The sequence below is a fragment of the Glaciecola sp. 1036 genome (genome assembly GCF_050306235.1).
GTDB lineage: Bacteria > Pseudomonadota > Gammaproteobacteria > Enterobacterales > Alteromonadaceae > Glaciecola.
Genome location: NZ_JBLWFH010000002.1, coordinates 328,898 through 345,822, shown reverse-complemented (window position 1 = coordinate 345,822; position 16,925 = coordinate 328,898). Strand labels below are relative to the sequence as shown.

The 16,925-nt window shown below is 40.0% G+C and carries 17 protein-coding genes and 1 tRNA gene; 6 read left to right on the top strand and 12 right to left on the bottom strand.

Going from position 1 to position 16,925, the window contains the following annotated elements; translation table 11 throughout:
- Nucleotides 1–68: 68 nt before the first annotated feature.
- Nucleotides 69–479 carry a GFA family protein gene (locus tag ACNKW3_RS04145; RefSeq protein WP_427398003.1) on the top strand — a complete coding sequence of 137 codons (411 nt, stop codon included), beginning with the start codon at nt 69–71 and terminating at the stop codon, nt 477–479.
- A 62-nt stretch (nt 480–541) separates the two neighbouring features.
- Here the strand turns inward: ACNKW3_RS04145 and ACNKW3_RS04140 are convergent, their stop codons facing one another.
- Nucleotides 542–1,684: a PQQ-dependent sugar dehydrogenase gene (locus ACNKW3_RS04140; protein ID WP_427398002.1), complete on the bottom strand. Its 1,143-nt coding sequence runs from the start codon at nt 1,682–1,684 to the stop codon at nt 542–544.
- Between the two features lie 192 nt (nt 1,685–1,876).
- Between ACNKW3_RS04140 and ACNKW3_RS04135 the strand changes: the two genes are divergently transcribed.
- Nucleotides 1,877–2,551 (top strand): 2OG-Fe(II) oxygenase, encoded by a 675-nt coding sequence (locus tag ACNKW3_RS04135; RefSeq protein WP_427398001.1) that lies wholly within the window; start codon nt 1,877–1,879, stop codon nt 2,549–2,551.
- 17 nt (nt 2,552–2,568) lie between these two features.
- Here the strand turns inward: ACNKW3_RS04135 and ACNKW3_RS04130 are convergent.
- Nucleotides 2,569–2,645 (bottom strand) — tRNA-Arg (locus ACNKW3_RS04130).
- Between the two features lie 248 nt (nt 2,646–2,893).
- Here ACNKW3_RS04130 and ACNKW3_RS04125 point away from each other — a divergent pair.
- Nucleotides 2,894–3,319 (top strand): hypothetical protein, encoded by a 426-nt coding sequence (locus tag ACNKW3_RS04125; RefSeq protein WP_427398000.1) that lies wholly within the window; start codon nt 2,894–2,896, stop codon nt 3,317–3,319.
- A 12-nt stretch (nt 3,320–3,331) separates the two neighbouring features.
- Here ACNKW3_RS04125 and ACNKW3_RS04120 read toward each other — a convergent pair whose 3' ends face one another.
- The 6 genes from ACNKW3_RS04120 to ACNKW3_RS04095 all read right to left on the bottom strand — a co-directional run bounded on the left by ACNKW3_RS04120 (nt 3,332) and on the right by ACNKW3_RS04095 (nt 9,306).
- Complete coding sequence (locus ACNKW3_RS04120) at nt 3,332–3,922, bottom strand: hypothetical protein (protein WP_427397999.1); 591 nt, start codon at nt 3,920–3,922, stop codon at nt 3,332–3,334.
- Between the two features lie 65 nt (nt 3,923–3,987).
- Nucleotides 3,988–4,647: a hypothetical protein gene (locus ACNKW3_RS04115; protein WP_427397998.1), complete on the bottom strand. Its 660-nt coding sequence runs from the start codon at nt 4,645–4,647 to the stop codon at nt 3,988–3,990.
- 21 nt (nt 4,648–4,668) lie between these two features.
- Nucleotides 4,669–5,184: an RNA polymerase sigma factor gene (locus ACNKW3_RS04110; protein ID WP_427397997.1), complete on the bottom strand. Its 516-nt coding sequence runs from the start codon at nt 5,182–5,184 to the stop codon at nt 4,669–4,671.
- A 345-nt stretch (nt 5,185–5,529) separates the two neighbouring features.
- Nucleotides 5,530–5,856, bottom strand: coding sequence for a hypothetical protein (locus ACNKW3_RS04105; protein ID WP_427397996.1), 327 nt, complete (start codon nt 5,854–5,856; stop codon nt 5,530–5,532).
- Nucleotides 5,857–5,890: 34 nt separating this feature from the next.
- Nucleotides 5,891–6,184, bottom strand: coding sequence for a hypothetical protein (locus ACNKW3_RS04100; RefSeq protein ID WP_427397995.1), 294 nt, complete (start codon nt 6,182–6,184; stop codon nt 5,891–5,893).
- 926 nt (nt 6,185–7,110) lie between these two features.
- Nucleotides 7,111–9,306, bottom strand: coding sequence for a M3 family metallopeptidase (locus ACNKW3_RS04095; protein ID WP_427397994.1), 2,196 nt, complete (start codon nt 9,304–9,306; stop codon nt 7,111–7,113).
- A gap of 82 nt (nt 9,307–9,388) precedes the next feature.
- Here ACNKW3_RS04095 and ACNKW3_RS04090 point away from each other — a divergent pair, with 82 nt between their 5' ends.
- Entirely contained in the window at nt 9,389–10,141 is a 753-nt protein-coding gene (locus ACNKW3_RS04090; protein ID WP_427397993.1) for a TSUP family transporter, read from the top strand.
- Between the two features lie 18 nt (nt 10,142–10,159).
- Here ACNKW3_RS04090 and ACNKW3_RS04085 read toward each other — a convergent pair whose 3' ends face one another.
- The gene (locus ACNKW3_RS04085) at nt 10,160–11,092 is read right to left on the bottom strand and encodes a phosphotransferase (protein WP_427397992.1); all 933 of its coding nucleotides are present in this window, start codon (nt 11,090–11,092) and stop codon (nt 10,160–10,162) included.
- Between the two features lie 287 nt (nt 11,093–11,379).
- Here ACNKW3_RS04085 and katG point away from each other — a divergent pair, with 287 nt between their 5' ends.
- Together katG and ACNKW3_RS04075 are read left to right on the top strand one after the other, a co-directional pair.
- Nucleotides 11,380–13,647 carry a catalase/peroxidase HPI gene (gene katG, locus ACNKW3_RS04080; protein ID WP_427397991.1) on the top strand — a complete coding sequence of 756 codons (2,268 nt, stop codon included), beginning with the start codon at nt 11,380–11,382 and terminating at the stop codon, nt 13,645–13,647.
- Between the two features lie 190 nt (nt 13,648–13,837).
- Nucleotides 13,838–14,017 (top strand): hypothetical protein, encoded by a 180-nt coding sequence (locus ACNKW3_RS04075; protein ID WP_427397990.1) that lies wholly within the window; start codon nt 13,838–13,840, stop codon nt 14,015–14,017.
- Nucleotides 14,018–14,036: 19 nt separating this feature from the next.
- Here ACNKW3_RS04075 and ACNKW3_RS04070 read toward each other — a convergent pair whose 3' ends face one another.
- The 3 genes from ACNKW3_RS04070 to ACNKW3_RS04060 form a co-directional block, all read right to left on the bottom strand.
- The gene (locus tag ACNKW3_RS04070) at nt 14,037–14,711 is read right to left on the bottom strand and encodes a hypothetical protein (RefSeq protein ID WP_427397989.1); all 675 of its coding nucleotides are present in this window, start codon (nt 14,709–14,711) and stop codon (nt 14,037–14,039) included.
- A gap of 177 nt (nt 14,712–14,888) precedes the next feature.
- Nucleotides 14,889–15,467: a hypothetical protein gene (locus ACNKW3_RS04065; protein WP_427397988.1), complete on the bottom strand. Its 579-nt coding sequence runs from the start codon at nt 15,465–15,467 to the stop codon at nt 14,889–14,891.
- A 96-nt stretch (nt 15,468–15,563) separates the two neighbouring features.
- Complete coding sequence (locus ACNKW3_RS04060) at nt 15,564–16,874, bottom strand: mechanosensitive ion channel family protein (protein WP_427397987.1); 1,311 nt, start codon at nt 16,872–16,874, stop codon at nt 15,564–15,566.
- Nucleotides 16,875–16,925 lie beyond the last annotated feature (51 nt).

The window sequence follows — 16,925 nt, the reverse complement described above, 5'->3', positions numbered from 1 at the left end:
CTCAATATTACTGTCTATTTAACAAGGCGTTTTAGCATTTTTATTAGAATAATTAGAAGGGTATTTTTATGTCAAAAACCGTATCTGGGAGCTGTTTGTGTGGTCAAGTAAAATGCAGCGTTGAGGGGCCTTTTCAGCGTTTTTTTCAATGCCATTGTAATCGTTGCCAAAAGAAGGCGGGTACTGCCTTTGCCGCTTTGCTATTTACCACACCTGACAAATTGACTTGGGTGTCAGGCAAAGAGTTAGTAAAACAATATGATTTACCTGAAGCCGAAAGGTTTAGAAATGCCTTTTGCTCAAGTTGTGGCTCTCAAGTACCTTATCCAAGCCGAGATAATTCATATTTAGTTGTGCCAGCAGGATTTTTGGATGATGATCCAGAAATTAGACCCATGGCGAATATATTCTGGCAAGAAAGACCAGCTTGGTTTGATGAAGGTAAACAAGCCACTTGTTTTGATGCTTATCCAAGTTAAGTTTAATGCAAATGAAAATGGGGCGAAAATATCGCCCCATTTATTACAAAGTAACTTACAATCTACTCAGGTAGAATTTTTAGTAATTTACCTTCAGGCCCATCTTCTAGTACAAAAATGTTGCCTTGTGCATCTTGATCAATCTCGCGCACTCGCGCACCCCACTCATAACGCTCGGCTTCTTCTGCGTTCCAATCACCATTTTGCTTCTGCTCAAACGCGACTCTGACCAAGGCTCTTGACGATAAGCCACCAATAAAGCCATTGCCAGACCAGTCTTTATGAACATTTCCTTTGTAGATAATAAATCCGGCCGGGCTAATCGCTGGAACCCAAGCCACTTTAGGTGAATAAAACACTGGGTAGTCTTCGTGGTTAGGAATCTTCACGCCAGAATAATGATCTCCTTGAGACACCATTGGATAACCATAGTTACGGGCGCGTTCTATCAGATTTAATTCGTCACCATGACGAGGTCCCATCTCGTGGGCCCACAAATTCCCTTGGGCATCAAAGTCGATGCCTAGAGGGTTACGATGGCCAAGGGTCCAGATTTGATTTGCTACCTCGCCGTTACCATAAAAAGGATTGTCTTCTGGTGCGGAACCATCATCATTTAAACGCAGAATTTTGCCCAAATTCATTGCCATATTTTGTGACGGCGTGAATTTTTGTCTCTCACCTGAAGTGATAAATAAATACCCATCTGGGGAAAACACCATTCGATGCGAGTAGTGACCGTTGCCGGTCATTTTAGGCGATTGACGCCATATAATTTCGCGGTCTGATAAACTTGCTTTACCACTGGCTGTATTCAAAGTAGCACGCTCAATGACAGCGCCACTGTATGCGTCGTCTTCTGGATCTCTTTCAACATAGGACACATAAATTTGATTATTCTCAGAGAAGTTTGGATGCAAGATAATGTCCCCTAATCCTTCTTGACCCCGGGCCTGCGTTTTAGGCACATTTTCGAGTGTGAACAGCTTTTTCTGATTTTTATCCAGCATCCAAATTGCACCGGTTTTTTCCGTTACCAAGCTTTGACCATCGGGTAAAAAGGTCATTGCCCAAGGTTGATCGAACGATGCTAACACAGTGGCATTTAAAGATGCTCCTTGACTGCCTTTCATCTCAATTTCTTCGGCCGTTGCAAAGCTTGAAGCCAAAAGCATTGTTATTAGAAACGCTATTTTCTGTCGCATAATATTGTCTAATCCTGTTGAATACCTAGATTGAGTTAGTGGCTACGTATGAAATGCCGAACTGGCTCATTTGGCTTTATTTAACTTGTTGACTAGCAAATTATTTTTGTCTGTGAAGATAAAAATAATTTGTTTGATAAGGGGTTCAAAAGCGCGTAAAAAGCGTCAACAATAAATATTCCAAGAGCGCTCATGGAGCAGATACTAGCAGAACAAAGCCTTCAGTCTTGCACTGACAATACGCGTTCACTTCTCAATCAAATAACCCAAGACATACTTCAAAAAGGTTATAGCATCCAAACAAATGCATTACCCAATGAGCTTGCTGATATGCTGCACTTTCATATCACTCAAATGCCGAATGAAAAATTTAACGAGGCAGGCATCGGACGTGAGCTTAATCAACAAGTAAACGAAAAAGTACGAAATGATGAAATTGCTTGGATTAATGGTGAAAGCCCTGCAGGCGCTAGTTGGTTAAACTGGACTACAGACATTCAGACTTTCTTAAATCGTCGTTTGTTTTTAGGTTTGTTCTCGTTTGAAAGCCATTTCGCAGTATATGAAAAGGGGCATTTTTATAAGCGCCACTTAGATGCTTTTAAAGGCGATACCAACCGCGTGTTATCCTTAGTGACCTACTTGAATAAAGATTGGCAACCCGGTGATGGCGGCGAATTGGTGATTTATCGCGATGAAAATGACACTCAAGGCATAAAAGTAGAACCTAAATTCGGCACAGTAGTCATTTTTCTAAGTGAAGAGTTTGAGCATGAAGTTCTGCCAGCCAACACACAGCGCTTGTCAATTGCGGGTTGGTTTAGAGTCAACAACAGTATTGCGAACAATATAGATCCGCCAAGATAGGCATGAAAAAAAGGGAGTGGCGCGGCGTGAGAGATTCGAACTCCCGACCAATTGGTTCGAAGCCAACTACTCTATCCAGCTGAGCTAACGCCGCATTTGAAGGTTTACAATAGTCATCGCTAAATGACTGACGCGGAGTTTACCACTAGGCAAGATGCCTGTTAATAGCAATGACGTAAAAAATTCATTTTTTTGTCAAAATCAACAAACTAAGTTTACTTCTTGAGCGCACAACCTAGATTTTCATCCGAAAACACCATTTTGACCGAGAAGTATCCTTGTTCTCCCGATAGGGTTATACTGGTTTGCACGAAGAATATAAGGCAGGGAAGTTAGTATATCTTGACCGACAGTATAATAAATTGGGTGAGTTTTACCGTTCAAGTCATTGGTTTAATGTTAGTGACGGTTGAACTTTATTTACCCGTCTTATCAGAACGCCTCAAAGTCTTTTTCGAAAATGTTCAGTTCCGGTTTGTAGGACGCCCTGCCACTAGGAAAGATTGGAATCTTGTGGCAATAGTTGCTTATATTGCTATATGGGTGATATCTGTGGCTATAATCTCAATCTTAGAACCTAGGATGAGCATAGTTGCAAACTTAGCCTTTACTGTATTTACCGTGTTTATAGGTGTTGTGATATTTATAAGCAAGGTATTTGTCAGACTCGGCATTGTTCTCGGTCGAGGAAACGCGATCGGGGGAGTTGGGCTGGTTTTAGCGTTAATTGGATTTACGATCGAGTTATCAAAGATGATAATTACCTAGCGTTTAAAAACGCTAGGGTTTGCTGTACTCTACCAACTCCTCTACATAGTGGAAGTCATCTTGTGTTTGGGTGAGTTTGATGAAGTTTTTCACTTCTGGAGAATACACATATACTTCTTCAGAATCTGCAATGTACCCCCTTGAATTACTCACTGTTCCTTTGTAAGCAATAGTGAAAGCCATAAACTTTCCCGCTCCAACTGTTTCTTCTTTATACGACAAGACCTCGACGTTTTGCACCGTTTTACCTGTGGTACCGTCTTCGCTTTCCCAATGACTTTCGTATACCCACTTTTTTCCCACTTCTAACGGCCACTTAAATCTAGGCGTGTCGCTTGTTATTGGTTTCACTATGTTAGATACAGGAATTAAGCCGTGCTGCGTTTTTATGCTTAATACGCCGTTATCTTCAACCACTTCCCTGGCATCTCGTCCTTCAGAGCGCACTTCACCTTGTGTTGTGACGCCTTTAAATTCCCAAATCCATTTTTCACCAACCCGGTAATCACTTAGCTTGGGTTGCTCTATTGACGGCTGGTCGGTATTAGCGCTATTTGCGCTTAGTGTAAATAGTGCCAACACGGCGACAATTAAATATTTCATATAACACTCCTTTTGTTAAAGTTTGTCTGTATTAAAAACTGACAGCTAAGCAAGTCCTATCGATTTTATCTCTTGGCTCTGTCTATATTTTCCATTTCATCCAATAAATGCGTCAGCTTCTCGCCCGATACTTCTCTATATAGCCAGTCTATAATCTTGTTACCTCGATTTTCTGGCGTTAACTTTGTTATTAAGACGACAACAAGTACAACAAACACTAATGAAATCACAGCAAACGCAATTTTTGTCTCAGCTGACATCAATGAGTAAAGATCAAGTTCATAAATAATGTCATAACCTAAAAATACATAAGCCATATAGAAGGGTGCCGAGAGCATTATTAGTTTAAAAATTTGCATATTGTGAGACCTAACCACAATAAGGTCAGTTAAGGTTTGTTTTATGGGTTTCGCAAAGTCTATTTTATTTAACAGTGTTATTTGACCGATATTGCCGGCTAGACCAACAATGGCAAAAACATTTAGTACAACTGCAGACACCACAGGTGCAGATAGGCTCCAAGAGGAAACAATATATTTAGACAATGCTACACAGATGATAAAAAACAAAGCTCCTTCCAGCGTTCTGGACACAACTAGATTGTGCAACTTGCTTTTTTGTTCTTCTTTCTGTTTCTCATTGAGTAGCCTTTTATTGAGGCTTATACACTCTTCTAACTTTAGGCTGTGGTCTTGCCATAATGATTGCATTTGCTCTAAATTCATATTCAATTCCACCTTGAAGTTTTACCCAGCACTGTGCTGAAATTTTTGTTTAATTCGACTAATTTTGGTTGAGACATTTGAAATCGAAATGCTTAAATTGGCAGCAATTTCCGACTGATTTTCCCCTTCCAAATACATCAACAATACAGCCTTATCTATATCGTTAAGCTGATTTATAAAGGTATAGAGTTGGATTATGCTCTGTTCGTTTTCTGCTTCTTCATTCATGTCATAACTGAGTAGTTTGTCTTCTATCTCATAGTGTTTAAACGCACCTGACTTGTCCTTTCGGTGAAATGAAATGGCGACATTTAAGGCCACTCGATACATCCAGGTTGTAATTTTAAAATCGTCATTGTAGGTATCTAAAGAACGCCAAATTTGGGCCAGAATTTCTTGTGTTAGGTCTTCTCGGTCAAACTCATTTTTGCAGTATGAACGAGTGACTTTAAAAAGGATCCCTTTGTGTTTTTCAACGAGTTCCAAAAACAACTCTCGCTTACTAACCTTGACCTCACTTTTATTTAAAAATGGCATCTATAAGAAACCCTGTTTACATAAATTAATGAATAAAAGAGGGACTGGGTTTGCTTGTGATCTATTGGAAACTAACGTCTTCACCATTACACTAAACCCCTAGTTACGATCTTCATAATCTTGCTATCAAACCTTATTTAACTAATTATTCGCAGCGAAAAAGAAAATCTCACAAATTTTTTTAAATTAATTTTCAAGTTACCATTAATAGTAACTTAAGTGGCTCAATGAAGAATTGTCGTCGCGATGAAAATCGAGATAACTTGCTTAACTACCGTGACATTGTATTCGCGGCATGTCACAGTGTTTCATACCAACGAACGAGTTAATCCGCTAGTTATGCCGCTACCAACCAATATAATCGAAGTTAAACTTATTTACGTGAGGTAAGAGTATAATCATGCCTTGGATAAAGGTTGTTACAACAATTGCAAAAGGAAAAAGAAATAAAGGAGATACCTTTTTATTGTTTACTACAAAATCATATATCCAAGCACCAATGCCCAGAGGTATGATAAAAATCAATCCTGCATAAATAAGTCTGTTGTATCCCTCTAATTTTGGAGAATCAGACCGCATTAGGTTAACAGTGCATACAATTCTGTAGATGTAGAGCATGATTGCAGCTAAAGAACCAATAATTGTGATAAGTCTAAGAGATTCGAGATCCATTCTTATATTTTTCCTTTTTATCTGTACAAATTTGTCAGGGCTTTGCATCATACTCTGACCAACGCCACTCGTTAGTAACAGTTAAATTGTATTTTCTAGCCAACTTCTCAATATCTTTGACCGAACCTTCAACGCTACCCTCCGCCCAGTTATCCCATTCGAAAGTAAGACGGCGGCCATTTTTCTTTAATTTTACTTTGCCGTAGTCTATCCAAGCATCAAATCCGTTGTAAATATACGTTTTTCTCCATCCCGAAGTAACAAGTGATACGATAATGTAATTAAACTTATCCGTTGGAATATCCTTAATGGTTGCGTACCCAAGCATTTTGAACTTTAGCTTCGAATATCCTCTAAGAATTTTCGCGAACTGATTCATTGCGACCTTAATGCTTTTTAGCCATTAATGAAGTGAATCCGGTTTGCCTCACATCCGAATATGAACAAGTGTTATATGACGTCACTCTATGCATAGAATTTCCCCGTTAGCAATGTGAACATCAGTCACCAAAAGACGAAAGTTTAAGCCAATTTTCACATGTTGCTTATGGATGGTCATCCTTGTCATTACCCGAGTCTGTAGAAAAAATAAAATGCCAAATAAAATTAGCGATCTACTTTGATTACTTTAAAGCTCAATAGTGAGTCCTTTCTGATTTTCCAGATCATCGATTATTGTTTTGTAATCATCCAATGATTTCAAATTCAATCCTCTGAAAGTTATAACGATCTTATTATCTACGCGTCTAGTTATGCATAAATCGATAGTTGCTAGATATGCATGTTTAGATTAATTTCATGCCAAATTAGAGGAAATGTCAATGGAAGCTCGTTGACTGTTGTTTTCAATGTAGAAACATCGGTTTGTACCAAGAAGATTCCGTTTTGCAACGGAATGACGAGTCATTGTTGAAACATCGGTTTTTTCCAAGGAATTCCGTTTTGCAACGGAATGACGATTCGTTGTTTAAACTTCAGTTTGTTCCAAGGAGATTCCGCTTTGTAACGGAATGACGAGTCATTGTTGAAACATCGGTTTTTTCCAAGGAATTCGGTTTTTCAACGGAATGACGATTCGTTGTTTAAACTTCAGTTTGTTCCAAGGAGATTCCGTTCTTCAACGGAATGACGAGTCTTTGTTGAAACATCGGTTTGTTCCATGGAGATTCCGTTCTTGAACGGAATGACAGTTGTTTTGTGGTTACTTCTTCAGTAAAAAAAGACCCTGATTTTCATCAGGGTCATTGGTGAAACTTAATCTTCAGATTTATCGTCTTGGTTTACAGGGAAACCACGGTCGCGCATTAAGGCTTCCACCTTGGCATCTCGTCCTCTGAATTTACGATAAGCCTCGGCTGGGTCCATGGCATTTCTGACTGAAAACAAATAATCCACTAATTTTTCACTGGTTGCTTTATCGTAAAAACCGCCGGGAGCTTCGGCAAAGGCTTCAGCTGCATCAGATGTTAAAACTTCGGCCCACATGTAACCATAGTAAGCCGCCGCATAGCCTTCTCCAGAGAACACATGACCAAACTGAGTAGATCTATGACGCATTACAATTTCTTCTGGCATACCCAGTTTTGCTAACTCCTCAGCTTCGAATGTATCTGGTTCGATAGTGGCAGGGTCTGTTGTGTGATACAACAAGTCCATGATAGCAGACGCCATGTATTCAGTGGTTTTAAATCCTTCGTTAAAAGTAGATGCATTTTTAATCTTGGTAACCAAACTTTCTGGAATAGGTTCGCCAGTTTTATAGTGCACCAAATAGTTATTAATCACCGGATCCGTAATTAACCATCTTTCCAATAACTGTGATTGAAATTCCGTGTAATCTCTCACCCCAGAATGAGAACTCGGATATTTTACTTTTGCAGATAAAAAGTGAAGCGCATGGCCAAACTCATGGAAGTAAGTTTCTGCATCATCCCAAGAAATTAACGTAGGTTCTCCAGGTACGCCTTTTACGAAATTAGAGTTGTTTGACGACAGTACATTGGTTTCACCTTGGTAAGTGGTGTACGAGCGATAATAAGTCGCCCAAGCCCCTGAACGTTTACCTTTGCGTGAAAAGGGATCTAAGTACCATAATCCCACTAAATCCCCGCTGGTTTTATCCGTGACTTCCCAAACCTTCACGTCTTCATGGAACACTGGCACTTTGCCTTCGGGCACTGGTGTGAAGTTAAAATTAAATAACTCACCCGCCACATAAAACATGGCTTCTCTTAACTTATCAAGCTGCAAATATTGCTTCACTTCGTTTGAATCTAAGTCATATTTGGCTTGTCTTACTTTTTCAGCATAATAACGATAATCCCAAGGTGCGATGGTAATGTCTGCGCCTTCTTTATCTGCGATTGCTTGCATATCGGCCACTTCTTCCTCAACACGCGCAATTGCAGCTGGCCATACTTTTTCCATCAAATTCATGGCATTTTCGGGTGTTTTTGCCATGCGATCTTGTAAGCGCCATTGCGCATAGTTTTCAAACCCTAACATTTGCACACGTTCATGGCGTAGCTTCAGTATTTGTTTAATAATTTCATTGTTATCAAATTCATCACCATTATCGCCACGGTTATAATAGGTTTTCCAGACCTGCTCTCTTAAGGCTCTTTCGGTAGAATAGGTTAAGAAAGGATCCATAGACGAACGGGTGTTAGTAATTGCATACTTACCTTCTTGTCCTCTACTAGAAGCAGCGGCAGCTGATGCTTGAATGAACGAATCAGGTAGACCACCAAGCTGTTCTTCGGTCAAATAAAGCACGTAGTTTTCTTCATCAGCAAGCACATTAGACTGAAACTGAGTATGCAATTGGGCTAGTTCTTGATTGATTTCTGCAAAGCGTTTTTTACTTTCTTCGTCGAGTTCAGCACCACTGCCCACAAACCGGTTATAAGTAGCAGTGACAATTCGCTGCTCTTCTTCAGTAAGGGTGTCGAATTCCTCGCCTTCATAAACCGCTTTAATGCGCGCAAATAGTTTTGCGTTTTGAGTAATTTTAGAACCAAAAGCACTAAGCTCTGGTGCCATTTCTTTTTGGATTTCCCTAAATTCAGGCGATGATAAATTAGATGCCCATATACCGTAATAGGTATACACCCGGTCTAGCTCTTCACCTGCTTTTTCCATTTCTACAAAGGTATTTTCAAAGGTCGCTGGTGCTGGATTATCTGCAATTGCTTGATAGTCTGCCAAAGATAATTCCATGCCTTTTTCAAGTGCAGGCTTTAAATAAGTCAAATCCATTTTGTCAAAGGCAGGCACACCTTCATAAGGTCCCGCGAATGGCGCTAAAAGTGGATTTTCAAACGCTTGTTCTGCACTCGTTTGAGCACTAGATTCAGTTGTTGTAGTAGAGCTGCTGGTATCGGGTTGACTACAACCAGCTAAACCAAGAATAACGGCCATTGAAATGGCGCTAACTATAGGATATTTCATGATGCTTTCCTGTCGTTTATTTATTATTATGTTTTTTTCTATATTACGAAATTTATGCTCACAAGCATAGTACCGCGCATCAATGATTGAGTTTTTTGTTCCGGAAGCTATAAGCCCTCAAACCACCCTTGTTTTGATCTTAGCATCCTGTATTACATCATTTGTCACTGCCTCACTTGGCATTGGTGGTGGGCTTTTATTGATCATTTTAATGGCGAATGTGCTACCAATTGGTGCCTTGATACCGGTACATGGATTGGTACAGTTTGGTTCTAATGCGAACCGAATGATGCTTACTCATAGACACCTAGACAAAGGCATTTTTGCATACTTCGTCTTTGGCGCCATTCTAGCTGCAGTAATTTCCATATTTGTTATCGTGCAACTGCCCGCGAATGTAATTCAAATTAGTATCGCAGTGTTTGTGCTATTGCTTACTTGGGGAGTAAAACCCAAAAAAAGAGAACTGCCCAATAGCTTACAAATCCTCACTGGTTTTATTACTACTTTTTTATCCATGTTCCTCGGTGCCACCGGCCCTTTGGTTGCTTCTGTATTACATGCTCAACGCACAGATAAACACGCTATAGTCGCGACTTTCGCTGCCTGCATGTCGATGCAACACGGGCTGAAAATTTTTACTTTCGGTTTTATTGGTTTCATTTTCACTGATTGGTTAGGTTTAATCGCCTTGATGATTATCAGCGGCTTCATTGGCACTTGGATTGGGTTAAAAGCACTCAACAAAATCCCAGCAGAAAAATTCGCAATCATTTTCAAAATACTGATCACCTTACTCGCCATCAGGCTACTCATCTCCCCTTTCTTAGGATAATGGAGTCGGGGTTCATTATTATCTTAAGGCTTGAAAAGTCAATTTCGCGGAATAAGAACTCAGCTTCTTATGCCCTGGCGACCAACCTTGCAGAAAGCGCTCGAAGTCAGCCCATGCATAGCAATAAAGTGCTTGGCATTCCTCTAGTATTGCCTGTATTTCTGATGGCGAAAATCTTGGTGACAACGCCTCGGATAATTTTTCCAAATAATATTCATAGAGTTCATCTGCATAATCATCAAGGTGATCAGCGAAAAAACAACTCCCAATAAAATAGGCTACATCTTTTACTGGTGTGCCCTTGCCAACATACTGAAAATCCACGGCGGCGATTTTATCTTCATTGTTATGAAAGCAAAAGTTTGCCAGCTTAGCGTCGCCATGAACAAGGGTTTGAAACCTTGCAGAATTTAACATCTGGTCGATATCTTTGGCCTTATCTTTAAGCTCTCCAATAGGCATTGCTTGCCATTCATCGGGCCGAGTTTTTAAGTGCCAATAAGTGCCAATTGGCCAAAGTTGAGGGGCATCCATCAGCATGAATGTTGCGTGAAAGTTGGCCAACCAAGTTAAGCCTTGTTTAGCCTTTTGCAAATTGCCATCAGCATGTCGCTTGGTAAATCCTAATGCATCTAAATCCTGCATTATCAAGAATAAGCGTTCTTGAGACTGCTGACTATGAATATAAGCAGGCACCTTACATAAGCTATTTGTTAAATGAGCAAACTCTCGATAAAAACAGATTTCATTCGCATAAGAAGATAATTTACGTTGATGAGAGATATCCGTATTCCAGCCCCGAGGATGCTTTTCACTTTGAGTTAAGTTGATCTCTTTTACAATGATGGTTTGCTCATTTAATTCCGACTGATATCGAGCAATTTCTCCATAGCCGCTCCACAAACTTTGAATGCTTTGAATTTTTTGCCACTGGTCAAAATTAAATGACATATTAATGCTTACCTGAAGGAGAGTTACCTAATCTAACAACCCTAAAACATCTAATGATATGCTGCAATAACACTTTTCTTAACTCCATAACCCATTATTTTCTATCAGTATTTTATTGAATCGATTTTCCCTATTACAACTATCGCTTTAATCCATTACACCAAAATTTTTTCCACTGCTATATTTTGTAATGAAGATGTTAATTTCAATAACAATCATCAAGGTGGGCGCCGAGGGAAGAAAGCACACACAAAATTGAACACCTTGATCATACAGAGGACACAACAATGACAATACGTACAAAACTTCTGCCATCAGTGATCGCTTGCACTTTGGCACTGAGCACAAACATTACGTTCGCAAATGCTAATCAAGAAATGACTAAACCCGCTGGCGCTATGGGCACTGGTCATAGCAAAACATTTGCGCCAAAATCGAATAATTTTTGGTGGCCCGATCAACTGGATTTGTCCCCGCTGAGAGACCATGACAGTAGATCCAACCCTCTGGGTGAAAATTTTAATTATGCAAAAGCTTTTTCTACACTAGATTTAGCCGCGGTTAAAAAAGATATAGATACTTTACTCACTACATCGCAAGATTGGTGGCCGGCTGACTTTGGTAACTATGGGCCATTCTTCATTCGTATGTCATGGCATTCCGCTGGTACTTATCGCACCCTTGACGGAAGAGGCGGTGGCGCTGGTGGCCAAATGCGTTTTGACCCTTTAAATAGCTGGCCTGACAACGGAAATCTCGATAAAGCTCGCAGACTATTATGGCCCATAAAGCAAAAATATGGTGAAGCTTTATCTTGGGGCGATCTTATGATTCTTACTGGAAATGTTGCTTTAGAAAACATGGGATTCGAAACCTTTGGATTCGCAGGTGGGCGAGCGGATGATTGGGAGCCCGATTTAGTTTACTGGGGACCTGAAGTTAAAATGCTTGCCAGTGACCGGGAAGAACGAGACGGCAAGCTGCAACGTCCATTAGGTGCTACTCACATGGGACTAATCTACGTAAATCCTGAGGGGCCAAAAGGTAAACCAGACCCTGTGGGTTCAGCGCGTAATATAAGAGTGGCTTTTGGCCGCATGGCAATGAACGATGAGGAAACCGTTGCACTTATTGCAGGCGGTCATACCTTTGGTAAAATGCATGGCGCTCACAAGCCAGCAGATTGTATGGAAGCCGAACCTGGAGCGGCGGGTATTGAACAGCAAGGTTTAGGTTGGAAAAACAATTGCGGTAAAGGTCACTCTGAAGACACCATTACCAGTGGTTTAGAAGGCGCATGGACACAGGCACCTACCCAATGGACTACATTGTATTTGTCGAATCTATTGAATTTAGAATGGCAACAAACGCGTAGCCCAGCAGGTGCAATTCAATGGATTCCCACTGATGAATCCATGCACAAATCAGTGCCTGATGCTCATGTAGAGGGTAAGTTTAATTCTCCCGTCATGACAACAGCAGACTTGGCGCTTAAATTTGATCCTGAATATAAGAAAATTGCCGAACGCTTTTTAGCAAACCCAGAGGAATATCGACTGGCGTTTGCCAAAGCATGGTACAAGCTTACGCACAGAGATATGGGACCTGCTAGTGTTTTACTAGGGGATGAAAAGCCGTCTGAAACTCTCATTTGGCAAGATCCTATACCTGAAGTTAAACATGATTTACCAAGCAGTCGTGATATTCGGAAATTGAAGTCGAAGATATTAGATGCAGGTCTTTCCAATCAAGCATTAATTCGCACTGCTTGGGCATCAGCTTCTACCTTTAGAGCCAGCGACAATCGAGGTGGAGCGAATGGTGCCCGAATTGCACTGGCGCCACAAAAAGACTGGCAGGTAAATAATCCTGATGAAGTAGCCCAGGTGTTAGAGGCACTTCGAGAAATTAAGCAAGACTTTGATTCGCGTAAGAAAAAAGTATCTCTGGCTGATTTAATTGTACTCGGAGGCGCAGCGGCAATTGAAAATGCCGCCAAAGAAGCGGGTGTTAAAGTAGAAGTGCCCTTTACTCCCGGTCGAGGTGATGCAGTGCAAGAGCAAACAGATGTTGCGTCCTTTGATCTGTTAAAACCAAGTGCTGATGCCTTTAGAAATTATTACGATGCACAAGCGAGTTATCGATCACCAACGGAAATGTTAGTAGATAAGGCTGATCAACTTGATTTAACCGTACCTGAAATGACTGTTTTACTTGGTGGATTACGTTCACTAGATGTCAATTGGGATGGCAGTAAGCATGGCGTATTTACTGATAACCCAGGAACCTTGAATAATGATTTCTTTGTTAACTTGTTAGATATGTCTACAGTTTGGAAGAAACATCAAGGCGGCAATATTTATCATGGTTATGATAGAAAATCCGGCGACTTAAAATTCTCAGCAACACCTGTGGATTTAATTTTCGGCTCAAATTCTGAATTGAGAGCTGTGGCAGAAGTATATGCCTACGACAATGCTCAACAAAGATTTGCCGAAGATTTCGTAGCAGCTTGGAGCAAGGTTATGCAACTAGATCGTTTTGATCTTAATTAACGTTAACCTTATACAAAGATCAGGATTGAGCATTTTTTACACATGCTCAATCCTGCTAAATTCAAAACACAAAAATATGTACGAATAGGCAAATGATTCAGTTGATAAGGCAAATCTTTTGGCCAAAAACAGGCGATAATGCAAATATCAACCAAACCCTTTACAAGTTTTAAGTAAAAAGGAGATTTATTTGAAACGGAAACTCTGTTTATTTTTTGTCAGCCTACTTGGGTTAACCTTGAGTATAGTGGTCACGGGCGGAGCTGCTTTGCATCTTGCGAACTATGGTGCACAGCCATATGATGTAAGCCAACCAAAGCAGAAAACTACTGAAGCTAAAGCAGACATTGAATTAAGGCCGTCTCCCTAGATATTGCCATATAGGATATCTATGCTCCTATTATATCGCCATTATCTCTAGTTTCACGAAAACCTTTAAATAACAACAGACATACCCACAAAAACCAAAGGGTTTGTAACAATCCAAATATAGCACCCACTTCTGTCAACGAAGGAATTAAGGTAGCTAAGCCGAATATGCTAGTGATTACACCAAAGATAATCAGTGAACGATTAAACCGATTTCCTTGGTGAAGACAAGCGTTAACAAGTAACACCCAAATTGCTGCAACCCATTCAACGCCCTCACCGAGACCCATTTGAATTTTATAAATATCTTGCCAAAGGTCTGTTGAATTCAATGTAAAAGCGTCAGTACTCGACGAGATAAACTGAATGGAAACGATAGCAATTAATCCGCTGACTACAATGTAACTTGCCCAAAGGTAGCTGACGATGGTAGTAACTTGTTCTAGTGCAGAATGTTCTCTTTTCTCTTTAACCAATATGCTTTTTGTTAAGATGAGTACACTGATGGCAAATACAATGTAAACCAAGAAATACCAAACTTGCATTAACAAAGCATGCTCTTTGATGATATCGAGTCTTTGATCTGCACCCTGATTGAAATCAGGCACTAGGATTAATATCAGCGACAATCCAATAATGAAGCTTGCAGCACACACAATGGCTGCCAATGCGCCGTATTTCTGTGATTTATTCATGCTGTCCTTTGCTCTTTATAGACGATCAACGCAACACCAATGAGTGCATTATGATAACAAAAAGCAAAGTATACAGTCGTAATTTAGTGAAAGTGAAATTTCTGTGTAAAGAAATGTTACTGACCCATAACTAGATGTTTATGGTCAGTAACAGCAAATACAACGCTAGATGGCAAATTAGAATTGATATTTGACGAAAACAGCAAAGACTTCTGAATCTGAAAATTTGGTGTATTGAGAACCTACAGCAAGATTGTCCCAATTATATTGACCGCCTAGTTTGTAAGCCTTCTGATCAGAACCCTCGTCCCATAATTGCCATTCCAAACCGGCATAGACTTCAATGTTTGCTGAATAATGATGGCGCAAGTTAACCTGTGGTGTGTAATAGTTAGTCCCATCTTTAAATTCCTGCTCACTATCGTCGAACAAGATATCAATTTCGCCATAGCCGATTTGATAATCAATACTGGTAACGTCTGAAATACGCTGAATATAGCCAAAGTTGATTTCGCATCGCTCAATATCTAAAGCAAATTCGCTTATGTTATCCTCTGTGTCGAAATAATTAGCTTGAACAAAAAAATTGCGACCTAGTTCCATGCTGCCTTTTATTTCAAAACCTTTAAGTTTAAATGGTTTAAGGTCTTCAAATTCTGTTTGCACATAGGATACTTGAACAAAATCATAAGAAGGTGCAGCCAGAACACTGCCGGAAGCAGCTAGTAAAGCGGCTGCAGAGATTAGTTTATACATGTTTACCTCATAGTTGAATAATGAACACCAAGAAGATACTTGGTGTTCAGTCAACTAAAGGTGAAATTCCCTGACTATTAAAAGCTTATGTGAAATTTATTCTGGTGTTTTACCAGTATCCAAAATTTTAACTTCACGTTGAGGAAATGGAATTTCAATATTATGTTCACGTAAGGTTTCAAATACTATCAATAGTAAATCGCCGCCTACGCGATTCTTGCCGTCGTCAATACCTTCCATCCAAAACTCAACAAACATGTTAACGCCAGAATCCCCGAAGCTGTCTATTTCACAGTCTGGTCTAAGTTCAAAAGGAATATCTTCGCCACTAATAACCTGAGGATGCTGGGCTACCGCTTCTTTAACAATTTCACACATGGCTCTGATATCGGTTTTATAGGCCACGGAAAAATCAATTCGATATCGCTGCTTAGAATCTTTATGAGTCCAGTTAACCAATAACGAATTAATAAACTTCTCGTTGGGTACTAGGATATCTTTACCGTCGTAGGTTTCTAGTACCGCATAGCGCATTTTAAATTCGCGAACAAAACCCTTGGTACCATCATCCAATTCAACATAGTCTCCTACAGTAAGGGATCTGTCGAGCAGAATGATTATGCCCGATATAAAGTTAGATGCGATAGACTGTAAACCTAATCCAAGCCCAACACCTACTGCACCACCAAAGACTGCCAAGGCAGTTAGGTTTATGCCCATGATATTGAGTAGAAGCAAGAAAATGACACAGAACAGGGCAACCTCAAATAACTTGGCAAAAACCTCTTTGGTACTGATATCTAGAGTCTTATGATTACGAATAATATTTTGACCAATCGAATTGGATGCTCGTCCCATCCAAAATAGCAAGGCGCCAAAAACTACAACCCTGACTAAGCCATAAAGTGAAACTTCGATATTGCCAATATTTAATGAAACGCTTGAAAGTGCCTGAGTAAAGAATGGCAACACACCAATAAGATGCAGAAAAACGATAGGTAATACTATAAATCGCAGAAACAGCGTTAAGTTGTCGCTTTTCACAAACTCTTCAATAGCGGAATTGAGAAAAATCATCACCGCAATGACCAAGGCAATATTCAACAACCATGCATCAAACTGGAACTGAGCACCTAATACAGTAGAAACCTTTAGTAAGACAATGGCTACTATAGGAAAGAAAAATTTACCTAATTTATACGCCAACATCTGAATCGAGTGACTTGATTCACTTGGCTTATTACGGGTTACAGGCATGGCATTACGAAAGATTCTGGCCAAGAAAAAGGCAACAATATAAACTGAAATTACACTCACGGCCTGAAGGTGTACTGAAGGATCCGTTATGTGCGCTAACGCCGTATCCCAATACCCTTGTAATGTTGTTTTTATGGAATCAATGGTCATGTGTGTGGCCAAATGTTATTGGAAGGAAATATTTAAGCAGTATAAATCATT

Coding starts and splice junctions, on each gene's coding strand:
- ACNKW3_RS04070 (WP_427397989.1), bottom strand. CDS start 14,711: ATGAATAAATCACAGAAATACGGCGCATTGGCAGCCATTGTGTGTGCT.
- katG (WP_427397991.1), top strand. CDS start 11,380: ATGACAATACGTACAAAACTTCTGCCATCAGTGATCGCTTGCACTTTG.
- ACNKW3_RS04105 (WP_427397996.1), bottom strand. CDS start 5,856: ATGGATCTCGAATCTCTTAGACTTATCACAATTATTGGTTCTTTAGCT.
- ACNKW3_RS04110 (WP_427397997.1), bottom strand. CDS start 5,184: ATGCCATTTTTAAATAAAAGTGAGGTCAAGGTTAGTAAGCGAGAGTTG.
- ACNKW3_RS04090 (WP_427397993.1), top strand. CDS start 9,389: ATGATTGAGTTTTTTGTTCCGGAAGCTATAAGCCCTCAAACCACCCTT.
- ACNKW3_RS04065 (WP_427397988.1), bottom strand. CDS start 15,467: ATGTATAAACTAATCTCTGCAGCCGCTTTACTAGCTGCTTCCGGCAGT.
- ACNKW3_RS04120 (WP_427397999.1), bottom strand. CDS start 3,922: ATGAAATATTTAATTGTCGCCGTGTTGGCACTATTTACACTAAGCGCA.
- ACNKW3_RS04085 (WP_427397992.1), bottom strand. CDS start 11,092: ATGTCATTTAATTTTGACCAGTGGCAAAAAATTCAAAGCATTCAAAGT.
- ACNKW3_RS04140 (WP_427398002.1), bottom strand. CDS start 1,684: ATGCGACAGAAAATAGCGTTTCTAATAACAATGCTTTTGGCTTCAAGC.
- ACNKW3_RS04115 (WP_427397998.1), bottom strand. CDS start 4,647: ATGAATTTAGAGCAAATGCAATCATTATGGCAAGACCACAGCCTAAAG.
- ACNKW3_RS04145 (WP_427398003.1), top strand. CDS start 69: ATGTCAAAAACCGTATCTGGGAGCTGTTTGTGTGGTCAAGTAAAATGC.
- ACNKW3_RS04135 (WP_427398001.1), top strand. CDS start 1,877: ATGGAGCAGATACTAGCAGAACAAAGCCTTCAGTCTTGCACTGACAAT.
- ACNKW3_RS04095 (WP_427397994.1), bottom strand. CDS start 9,306: ATGAAATATCCTATAGTTAGCGCCATTTCAATGGCCGTTATTCTTGGT.
- ACNKW3_RS04060 (WP_427397987.1), bottom strand. CDS start 16,874: ATGACCATTGATTCCATAAAAACAACATTACAAGGGTATTGGGATACG.
- ACNKW3_RS04100 (WP_427397995.1), bottom strand. CDS start 6,184: ATGCTTGGGTACGCAACCATTAAGGATATTCCAACGGATAAGTTTAAT.